Raw genomic sequence first — 9,897 nt, forward strand, 5'->3', positions numbered from 1 at the left:
AACTCCTTATACAACGGGGTCGAGCTGGGAATGGCGGCGAGAGGCCGCAGTGCAGGCGCTGGCGTAGTGCCGCAGCACCTCCTGCACCTGATCGAGAATGAGGTCATGGGGATTGGCCGAGAGCGAGCCCTGACGCACCTTGCGATACTGCAGGGGCAGATGTTGGCTCAGCAGAGGGAGCGGGATGGGCTCCGCCGCCAGATTGGCCAGCAATCTGGCGTAGCACTCATCGACCCGGCTATCGGGCCAGTAGTAGCGAATGCGATCCGAATAGCTGTAGCCACGGGCCAGTCGGCACTCGTTGGCACTGCCCTGATAGTGGCTACGCCAGAAGTCGGGGCGCTCCAGCATGGTCTCTTCCATCACCTTGCGCAGACCTGAACAGGCCTTGGCAACCACCAGTTCCTCCTCAATGGCGGCAAGGGCAAACAGCGCTTCGCGCAGGGCGAAGGTGAGGGCCGGGCCGACTTTGAGAATGGCAAAGTGGTCGCGTACCAGCTGACGATAGGCTTCAGGAGTCTGGTAATCGGTGGAGTGAGCCTCGAACACCATATGGGGATAGGCTTCGATCATCCGGCTAAGGGGAGCCGCTTTTTCGGGGCGATAATCGATGACGCGGGTATGGTCAAACTCGACGCCGGGTTGCACCACCAGACCGATCACCCTCGGCCAGATATGGGCCAGCCCAGCCTTGTTGAAGGCCTGTTGATGGGCCTCGAGGGTATGGCGCGCCGCCTCCGGCGTGGTGACTGCCAGCTCGGCCAGATCTTCATGGGCACCGCCCGGCACCGGTACCTCGGTGCCAATCACATAGACCAGATCGCTCTCGCCAAAGGTGGCCAGACAGGTTTGCTCGGCGATCTGCGCCAGCCGGGCCGCTCGCTCTGCGACCAGCTCATCGGTCAGGGGAACGGGATCGCCCTGACAGGACATGCTGCAGTCGAGGTGGATCTTCTTGAACCCGGCAGCGACATAGCTGGCGATGAGATCTTCGGCATGGGCCATGGCCTGCTCGGCAGGCTCACCTTGCCAGCGGTTGGGACCCAGATGGTCGCCCCCCAGAATGAGGCGCTGCGCCGGAAAGTGACACTGTGCCGCCAGCTTGTAGAGGCGATCGCGAAAGTCGGCGGGGGTCATGCCGGTATAGCCGCCAAACTGATCCACCTGATTGGAGGTGGCCTCGACCAGCAGCAGCTCATCCCCTTCGGCGGCCAGCCGCAGCGCGGCCTCCAGCACCAGCGGGTGAGCGGAGCAGACGGCGTAGATCCCGATCTGTTCTCCCTGTTTATGTCTTTCGACCAGTGCCAGCATGGATTTCATTTTGATGTTCCTTGGTTGCTGCTTATGGAAAGGTTCTTTCGATTTCTTTTCTTTACGGTAGTGGTGAGGAAACGAAAACGAAACAAAAGAGTCATCAGATCTTGAAAGGGATCACAAAAAGAAAGGTATCGAAAGATTTTGAATGGTGGGGAAAGATAGGGAGTGTGGTGATAAAGCGTAATGAAGGCTTGATTTGGCACCTTCGCTGAGCGTTAATATGCAAACGTAACGAAGTGAAAGCGATCTTTCACTACAGCATTCCGGCAGAAGAACTATGCAAACAAGCGAAAAAGGTGCGCTCGGAACCAGCGAGCGGCGGGAGCGGATTATTCAGCAGCTGCGCAGCAATGGCAGCGTTCAGGTCAACGAGCTGGCGACTCATTATCAGGTATCTACCGTGACCATCCGCAACGATCTGGCCTTTCTGGAGAAGCAGGGGGTGGCCGTGCGTGCCTACGGTGGCGCCCTGTTGTGCGAGCCGGGTCAGACGGTGCCGGAGCGCACCATTGCCGACAAGAGCGTGCTCAATACCCCGGTGAAACAGCGGATCGGTGCGCTGGCTGCGACCCTGGTGCCCTCCGGTTGCCGCCTTATCCTCGATTCGGGGACGACAACGCTGGAGGTGGCGCGCCATCTGAAGGGTCATCAGGAGATCCTGGTGATGACCAATGGCATGAATGTGGCGAATGAACTGCTCGAAGCAGAAGGGGTGGATCTGCTGATGACGGGCGGACATTTGCGCCGCAAGTCGCTCTCCTTCTACGGTGCGCAAGCGGAGCAGTCCCTGCAAAACTACCACTTTGACATGCTGTTTCTCGGGGTGGATGGCATCGACCTCGAGCGCGGCGTTAGCACCCATCATGAGGACGAGGCGCGCCTCAACCGCTGCATGTGTCAGGTGGCCGAGCGGATTGTGGTGATCACCGACTCCAGCAAGTTTGGCCGGCGCAGCCTGCACAAGATCATCGATACCCTGCGTATTCACACCCTGATCACCGACGATGCCGTGCCTGCCGATATCCTTTCCGGTCTGCGCAATGCCGGTATCGAAGTGCTGCTGGTACCGGCCGATGGCAGCAAGGGGCAGGAGAAGCAGGGGCAATATAATCCAGTGCAATCAGCTATAAGCGGTTGATGACAAACGCGATAGACTGGGTTTCTCACCCACTGGACGAGCCTGTTATGTACCACCCCGATATCACCGAACTTGAACCTGTTGCCCGCGCGGCGGGGGCGGCCATCATGGCCATCTACAGCCAGCCCTTCGCGGTGGAGTACAAGAGCGACGAGAGTCCGCTGACCGCGGCCGACAAGGGGGCTCATGAGGTGATAGTGCAGGCGTTGGCACGGCTGACTCCGGATATTCCTGTGCTGTCGGAGGAGTCGGGGCCCGAGGTGATGGCGGCGCGCCACGGCTGGTCCCGCTACTGGCTAGTGGATCCCCTCGATGGCACCAAGGAGTTTGTCTCCCGCAACGGTGAGTTCACCGTCAATATCGCGCTGATTGAAGAGGGGGCGCCGCGCTGGGGGCTGGTCTATGCCCCTGTGCTGGACAAGCTCTGGTATGGCGGCAAGGGGCTCGGGGCATGGCGCATCGCCGATGGCAAGCGCGAGTCCATCCAGACCCGGCCTCATCGTGAAGGAGAGGCGTGGCGGGTGGTGGGCAGTCGCAACCACCTGTCGCAGGAGACCCTCGATTTCTTGGCTCCCTTTGGTGAAATCGAGCTGGTCTCCATGGGCAGTTCGCTCAAGTTCTGCATCATCGCCGAGGGGGGCGCCGAGCTCTATCCGCGCCTCGCCCCCACCTGCGAGTGGGATACCGGTGCGGCGCAGGCGGTGCTGGAGGGGGCGGGGGGCAGCGTCACCCAACTCGACGGTTCACCCCTTGCTTACAACAAGCCGGACATCCTTAACCCCTGGTTTGTCGCCAGGGCGTGAGGCTGATGCCGGGATGCAAAAAGGCCGGACTGGAGTGAACTGCCAGTCCGGCCTTTTTATTTCGCTATGCGCTTTGGGTCAGAAGACCTTCTTGAACGGCTTGATGGTCACTTTGGCATAGACGCCCGCCGCCACATAGGGATCGGCATCGGCCCAAGCCTGGGCGTCCGCCTGCGAGGCAAATTCGGCGATGACGGTGCTGCCGGTAAAGCCTGCATCGGCCGGATCCTCGGCATCAATGGCCGGGTTGGGGCCGGCAGTCAGCAGCCGACCTTCATCCTGCAGCGCTTGCAGGCGAGCCAGATGAGCGGGGCGAACCTGCTTGCGCAGCGGCAGGCTGCCCTGAACATCTTCGGAGTAAATGAGATACCACATGAGACAATCCTTTTCTGATGAGGGTTATTTTTTCAGCTGTTCTTTTTGATCAGCCGGAATGTGGCTGTAGAGGTAGACACCGCTGAGCAGGGTAAAGATCAGGGTCATGCCGAGCAGGCCGAACACCTTGAAGTTGACCCACATCTCCTGCGGCAGGTTGAAGGCCACATAGAGATTGAGCAGGCCGCAGACGGCAAAGAAGCCGGCCCAGCCGAGGTTGACCCGATCCCAGATGGCGTCGGGCGCCTGCAGCTCCTTGGCCAGCATCTGCTTGATCAGGTTCTTGCCAAAGCCATAGCGGCTGATGAGCAGACCCAGTGCAAACAGGGCATTGATAACGGTCACTTTCCACTTGATGAAGGTGTCATCGTGGAAGAACACGGTGAGACCGCCAAAGAAGCCGACCAGCAGGAAGGTAAAAAGCTGCATCTTCTCGACCTTGCGATAGCGGATCCAGCTATAGGCGAGCTGCAGACCGGTGACCACCACCAGGGCGCCAGTGGCCATGTAGATGTCGTAGAACTTGTAGACCGCAAAGAAAACGATAAGTGGAATAAATTCAATAAATTGCTTCATTTCTGGCGCCTAGTCCTCAAAGATGGCCTGCAAATTTCGCCCAGTCTACCTGCACGGCGGACAACGGCAAATGAATAAGACCGCTCATTTTTACGCCGGTTCCGCGCTGTCGCCAAACAGTTGGCGTGCAATGGAGACCCCCAGTCGCAGCTGATCGGTCAGCAGATCGCGGATATGGCGCTCTTCAATCAGGGGGTTGAGCAACACGGCCCGCAGCAGGGTGAGGGGCTGGGCACCGTAGCGCACTACGGCGCGCTGGGTTCGAGAGACAAAGCTGTGCCCCTCGGCGCGCTGGGCTTTTTGCAGGGCCACGTTGAAGGCGTTGATCTGCTCGTTGGCCGCCTCATCCAGCGGCTTACCCTGCAGATGGGGTGGGATGCAGCGGTAGGAGAGCAGGTTCATCACCGGAGCAGACATCAGTTCGAAGGCCGAATTGCTGGTGATAAGCTCTGCCATCAGTCGGGCCCGGTCGTAGTTGGCCTCGATAAGCTCGGCATAGCCTTGCTGGCCGAACAGCTGGAAGGCGGCATCCAGATAAAGGGCATTGGCCGGGCGGGTGCCCTCCAGCGTAAAGCGGCCCTGATCGAACGAGGTGGCACGGATGGCGTAAGGGGCCTCCCGCTTGACCGCCATCATCAGGTCGGGCTGGCGACAGAGCAGCATGCCGGTACCGAGCGGCACCAGCAGCTGTTTGTGGCCATCCAGAGTGACGGTATCGGCATGCTCGATCCCGGCCAACAGGTTTTGATAGCGGGGGGAGAAAAGTGTCGGGCCGCCCCAGGCGGCATCCACGTGGAAGTGGATCTGCTCGCGCTCGGCGATGGCGGCCAGCTCCGGCAGGGGGTCGATGGAGCCAAAGTCGGTGCTGCCCGCCACGCCGACCAGCGCCAGTACCTTGAGTTTTTCCTCTTTGCAGCGCCGCAGAGCCTGCTCCAGCGCGACCAGACTGAGCCGGTTCTGCTCGTCGGTCTCAAGGCGCCAGACGCTGCGTGCGCCCAATCCCAGCAGATCCATCCCCTTGTCGAAGGAGTAGTGCATCAGCCGAGAGCCCAGAATGACGGCGCCGCGATAGCCCTGCTCGTAGAGGGCGAACAGGTTGTCGCCGCAGGCGCGGTTGCGGGCCAACCAGAGGGCGGTGACGTTGGCGATGGTGCCGCCGCTGGTCATGACGCCGAGGGCGGCATCCTTGGCATGCATCTGCTCGCCGTAGAAGGCATCGTCCATGCCATAGATAAGGTGGTGCAGCTTGGCCAGCACCTCCCGCTCCAGAAAGCTGAGCAGGCGGGAGGACTCCATCTTCATCGGATTCTGGTTCAGCATCACCACCAGACGGGAGAGCTCGGCAGTGAAGGCCGGCAATGGTGCCGTCATATGACCCATGTAGCGTGGCGAGGTGAGATGGGAGGCGCCGGGGACAAGGGTGGCCAGACGGGCGAGATAGGCCTCGGTCGAGCAGCCGCTGGCGGGCATGCGGGACTGGTCGAGCTGATGGGTGAACAGGTCGCGCTGGTAGGGGGCCTGACTGTCGTCGGAGTGGTGGAAGGTCTCCAGCAAGGTGCTCATCGCCTCGCTAAAGGCGGGATCCGCTTGTGCAAACAGCTCAGTCAACTTCATCAGGTTCTCCAGACCAGGTCACCGGGGTAGGTGTCTATGCCGCTTCTGTCGGGCATCGGCGGCAGAGCATACACCAAAGGGGGGCGGGTGACAGCCACCCCATTTTTTAAGCGAACACTTGTACTCTGAAATGGCGCTGGGTAGAGTGTCGCCAATGATAACGGAGTGAATGTTATGAGTGGTGTGATGGATTACTCCCCCCGGGAAGAGCTGGCCAACCGGCTGAGCCACGGAGCGGGATTGTTGCTGGGTATCGCCGGGTTGGTGCTGCTGCTGATCAAGGGGTGGGGGCAGGGCACGCAAGCGCTGGTGAGCTACAGCCTCTATGGTGGCAGTCTGGTGCTGCTCTATCTCGCCTCGACCCTCTACCACAGCATGGCGGAGGGCAAGGCGCGACGCTGGTGCAAGGTGTTTGATCACTGCGCTATCTATCTGCTGATCGCCGGTACCTATACCCCCTTCCTGCTGGTGGCGCTCGATACGCCGCTGGCGCGCGGGTTGATGGTGGTGATCTGGGGGCTGGCGCTGGCCGGGGTGGTGTTCAAGCTGATATTCATCAATCGCTTCAAGAAGTTGTCGCTGTTCACCTATTTGATGCTGGGCTGGCTGTCGCTGGTGGTTATCTATCAGCTCTATATCCATCTGGCTGGTGAAGGGCTGCTGCTGCTCGCGGCGGGTGGGCTGGTTTACAGTCTCGGGGTGATCTTCTACGTCGCCAAGCGAATTCCCTACAACCACGCCATCTGGCATCTGTTTGTGCTGGGGGGCAGCATTTGTCACTTTATGGCCATTTACGGCTATGTCGTTTAATTAACCCTTAATTGGTATTTTTGCCGCACCAAAGGATAAATTCGTGCGTTATCACACAGTTGGCGGCATCGTTTGCTGACAAGCTAGGGACAGTTCAATTCGCAAAGGATGCACACAATGAGTGATATCGCGCTTTCCATCAGCATGTTGTCGCTGGTGGCAGTGCTGGGGCTCTGGTTGGGGAACTGGCGAGTCTATGGCGTCGGGTTGGGGATAGGAGGGGTACTGTTCGGCGGCATCATAGTCGGGCACTTTGCCGGCCTCTCCGGTCTCGCACTGGATGAAAAAACCCTGCACTTCATTCAAGAGTTCGGTCTTATCCTGTTTGTCTACACCATCGGTATTCAGGTTGGTCCCGGCTTCTTCTCTTCTCTGCGCAGCTCCGGTCTCAAGCTCAACGGCTTTGCGGCCCTGCTGGTGTTGCTCGGCGGCGTGGTCGCTGCGGCTCTGCACCAGCTGTTCGATGTGCCGTTGCCGGTGATCCTCGGGGTCTTCTCCGGTGCGGTCACCAATACTCCTTCGCTCGGTGCGGGCCAGCAGATCCTGGGTGAACTGGGTGCAGCCCCCGGCTCCACCGGTCTGATGGGGATGGGCTATGCGGTTGCCTACCCGTTCGGTATCTGCGGCATTTTGCTTACCATGTGGCTGATCAGGGTCTTCTTTCGCATCAAGGTTGACGAGGAAGCCGCCCAGTTCGAGCTGCAGACCGGTAAGACCAAGGAGAGCCTGCAGACTATCAACATCGCGGTGCGCAACCCCAATATGCATGGCCTGATGCTGAGCGAGATACCGAGTCTCGACGAGGCTGATGTCATCTGTTCACGCCTCAAGCGCGGCGATGAGCTGATGGTGCCGCGTCCCGATTCGCGCATCGAGTTGGGTGACCTGCTCCACCTGGTGGGTGAGCGTCATGCATTGCACAAGGTGTTGCTGGTGCTGGGGGAGGAGGTGGAGACCTCGCTCTCGACCCGGGGCACCGATCTGCGCGTCGAGCGGGTGGTAGTGACCAACGAGCAGGTTTTGGGCAAGAAGATCCGCGATCTTGACATCAAACAGCGCTATGACGTGGTGATCTCCCGCCTCAACCGGGCCGGTATCGAGCTGGTGCCGACCAGCCAGACCAGCCTGCAATTCGGTGACATTCTCAACCTGGTGGGGCGCCTAGATGCCATAGAAGCGGTGACCAATGTGGTCGGCAACGTGCAGCAAAAACTGCAACAGGTGCAGATGCTGCCGGTCTTTATCGGGATCGGTCTTGGCGTATTGCTCGGCTCCATCCCCTTCTATCTGCCGGGCTTCCCGGCCGCACTCAAGCTGGGTCTGGCGGGCGGGCCGCTGGTGGTGGCGCTGATCCTGTCGCGGATCGGCAGCATCGGCAAGCTCTACTGGTTCATGCCCCCCAGTGCCAACCTGGCGCTGCGGGAGATCGGGATCGTGCTGTTTTTGGCGGTGGTTGGTTTCAAGTCCGGTGCTGGCTTCGTTGATACCCTGATCCACGGCGATGGCCCCTCATGGATGCTCTACGGGGTCGCCATTACTCTTATTCCGTTGCTGGTGGTCGGGGTGCTGGCTCGTCTCTATGGCAAGATGAACTACCTCACCCTGTGTGGTTTGCTGGCCGGCTCCATGACCGATCCTCCCGCGCTGGCCTTTGCCAACGCCATGCATCCGACCAGCGGTGCCAGTGCCCTCTCCTATGCCACTGTCTACCCGCTGGTGATGTTCCTGCGGATCATCTCGCCGCAGCTCTTGGCCATCATCCTCTGGGCTGGCGCATAACTCTCTGAAATGGCAGGTGCATGGTTTGTCATGCTCCTGCCATATTTCTGTAATGTATTGATAAGTTTGGTTTTATTTTATATCCCCCCGCTAGCCTCGACCCTTCTTTCTGGCTGAACAGTTCAGCCCCAAATCAGTCTATTCTTTCGAATTTTCGAACTGGTTATTTCCACTGCCTGTGTGCAAAGTAGGCTGTGGCTTTTTGCATGCAAATCAGGATTCAGGAGAGAACATGATTACCAATGCCATTACCTTGGAACAGGGCGTAACCGTAACCCAACTCAAAGGAAAGATTTACCAGCTTGCCGCAGACGGCAGCCGGAAGCTGTTGGTTGAAGGGGATGTACTGCCAAAAGGGGCGGTGATTGTCTCTCCCGATGGTGGCAGCTTTATGGGCGGCAACCAGTCGTTCAATGTGCAACCAGCCGGTCAGCCGAGCGAGTCGGCCGAAGAGGGTGATGCACCCCAGCTGGCACAAAACGGCGCACCTGGCACTCCGAGCGATATCAATGCCTTGCAACAAGCGATTTTGGGCGGCGCCGACCCGACCAAGACTTTTGAAGCTTCTGCCGCGGGTGGCGCACCTGCCGCTGGCGGTGGTGGTGGCGTCGGCGGTGTTGCTGGCGCCAGCGGCAACGGCGGCTTTGTCACCATTGACCGCGTAGGTGATGCCACCATCTCCCAGGCGGGGTTTGATACGACCTACAATAACGGCACCGCGCCGACGCTGGATGCGACAGGCATTGCAGATCAGCCGTTCATCTCCGCCAATCTGACCCTCTCTGCCCAGCCTCAAGTAAATGAAGGTGGTTCCATCACCTTTACTGCCTCTGTTGATGTGCCTGTTTTTGGCACTGATCTGGTCATTACCCTCTCAAATGGTGCTGTCATTACCATTCCTGCTGGCCAAACTACCGGTTCCGTTACTGTGGCTGCGCCTGCCGACAGCCCCTATGTCGACCCGTCCACGATCACTGTTTCGATCACCGGTACTCAGGGCGGTGGTTTCAACCAGATCATTACCGGCCCTTCAACAACTACCCAGATTAACGACACCATCGACACCACCACAGTAACCCTGAGCGCACCGGCGCAGGTCAACGAAGGGGGCCAGATCACCTACAGCGCCAGCGTCAACAATGCCCCGCAGAGTGACCTGGTGCTGACCCTGTCCAACGGCGCCAGCATCACCATCAAGGCAGGCGAGCTGAGCGGCAGTGTGACGGTCGATGCCCCGAGTGACGACGTTTACAAGGATGGCAGCAGCCTGACGGTGAGCATCACCGGCAGCAGCGGTGGCAACTATGAACAGCTGGATACCAGCAGCAAGGTGACCACCGAGGTGGGTGACACCGTGGACACCACCACGGTGACCCTGAGCTCGGCCACCAACGGCCAGACCGTGACCGAGGGCGGCAGCATTGTCTACACCGCCAGTGTCAGCAACCCGGTGACCGGTAGTCCGTTCACCGTGACCCTCTCCAA

9 protein-coding genes are annotated in these 9,897 nt (G+C 59.6%); 5 read left to right on the top strand and 4 right to left on the bottom strand.

What is annotated here, in order from left to right:
• Window positions 1–6: 6 nt before the first annotated feature.
• On the bottom strand, window positions 7–1,320 hold the full coding sequence (kbaZ, locus tag LG31_RS0101815; protein ID WP_033112805.1) for a tagatose-bisphosphate aldolase subunit KbaZ: 1,314 nt from the start codon (window positions 1,318–1,320) through the stop codon (window positions 7–9).
• Window positions 1,321–1,594: 274 nt separating this feature from the next.
• Between kbaZ and LG31_RS0101820 the strand changes: the two genes are divergently transcribed.
• Complete coding sequence (locus tag LG31_RS0101820; RefSeq protein ID WP_033112806.1) at window positions 1,595–2,455, top strand: DeoR family transcriptional regulator; 861 nt, start codon at window positions 1,595–1,597, stop codon at window positions 2,453–2,455.
• Window positions 2,456–2,502: 47 nt separating this feature from the next.
• Window positions 2,503–3,258 (top strand): 3'(2'),5'-bisphosphate nucleotidase CysQ, encoded by a 756-nt coding sequence (gene cysQ, locus LG31_RS0101825; RefSeq protein WP_033112807.1) that lies wholly within the window; start codon window positions 2,503–2,505, stop codon window positions 3,256–3,258.
• A 78-nt stretch (window positions 3,259–3,336) separates the two neighbouring features.
• Here the strand turns inward: cysQ and LG31_RS0101830 are convergent, their stop codons facing one another.
• From LG31_RS0101830 to LG31_RS0101840, 3 genes are all read right to left on the bottom strand, one after another.
• Window positions 3,337–3,633, bottom strand: coding sequence for a YciI family protein (locus LG31_RS0101830; RefSeq protein WP_033112808.1), 297 nt, complete (start codon window positions 3,631–3,633; stop codon window positions 3,337–3,339).
• 24 nt (window positions 3,634–3,657) lie between these two features.
• Window positions 3,658–4,209: a septation protein A gene (locus tag LG31_RS0101835; protein ID WP_033112809.1), complete on the bottom strand. Its 552-nt coding sequence runs from the start codon at window positions 4,207–4,209 to the stop codon at window positions 3,658–3,660.
• Between the two features lie 90 nt (window positions 4,210–4,299).
• Complete coding sequence (locus LG31_RS0101840) at window positions 4,300–5,823, bottom strand: aminotransferase class V-fold PLP-dependent enzyme (RefSeq protein ID WP_033112810.1); 1,524 nt, start codon at window positions 5,821–5,823, stop codon at window positions 4,300–4,302.
• A gap of 174 nt (window positions 5,824–5,997) precedes the next feature.
• Here LG31_RS0101840 and trhA point away from each other — a divergent pair, with 174 nt between their 5' ends.
• The 3 genes from trhA to LG31_RS21515 all read left to right on the top strand — a co-directional run.
• Window positions 5,998–6,633, top strand: coding sequence for a PAQR family membrane homeostasis protein TrhA (trhA, locus tag LG31_RS0101845; protein ID WP_033112811.1), 636 nt, complete (start codon window positions 5,998–6,000; stop codon window positions 6,631–6,633).
• A 117-nt stretch (window positions 6,634–6,750) separates the two neighbouring features.
• Window positions 6,751–8,412 carry a putative transporter gene (locus tag LG31_RS0101850; protein ID WP_033112812.1) on the top strand — a complete coding sequence of 554 codons (1,662 nt, stop codon included), beginning with the start codon at window positions 6,751–6,753 and terminating at the stop codon, window positions 8,410–8,412.
• Between the two features lie 232 nt (window positions 8,413–8,644).
• On the top strand, window positions 8,645–9,897 hold a 1,253-nt coding region (locus tag LG31_RS21515; protein ID WP_033112813.1), incomplete at its 3' end, for a retention module-containing protein.

Origin of the sequence: Aeromonas lacus (genome assembly GCF_000764665.1) — a bacterium.
Lineage (GTDB): Bacteria > Pseudomonadota > Gammaproteobacteria > Enterobacterales > Aeromonadaceae > Aeromonas > Aeromonas lacus.

Coding starts and splice junctions, on each gene's coding strand:
- LG31_RS0101835 (WP_033112809.1), bottom strand. CDS start 4,209: ATGAAGCAATTTATTGAATTTATTCCACTTATCGTTTTCTTTGCGGTC.
- kbaZ (WP_033112805.1), bottom strand. CDS start 1,320: ATGAAATCCATGCTGGCACTGGTCGAAAGACATAAACAGGGAGAACAG.
- LG31_RS0101820 (WP_033112806.1), top strand. CDS start 1,595: ATGCAAACAAGCGAAAAAGGTGCGCTCGGAACCAGCGAGCGGCGGGAG.
- cysQ (WP_033112807.1), top strand. CDS start 2,503: ATGTACCACCCCGATATCACCGAACTTGAACCTGTTGCCCGCGCGGCG.
- trhA (WP_033112811.1), top strand. CDS start 5,998: ATGAGTGGTGTGATGGATTACTCCCCCCGGGAAGAGCTGGCCAACCGG.
- LG31_RS0101850 (WP_033112812.1), top strand. CDS start 6,751: ATGAGTGATATCGCGCTTTCCATCAGCATGTTGTCGCTGGTGGCAGTG.
- LG31_RS0101830 (WP_033112808.1), bottom strand. CDS start 3,633: ATGTGGTATCTCATTTACTCCGAAGATGTTCAGGGCAGCCTGCCGCTG.
- LG31_RS0101840 (WP_033112810.1), bottom strand. CDS start 5,823: ATGAAGTTGACTGAGCTGTTTGCACAAGCGGATCCCGCCTTTAGCGAG.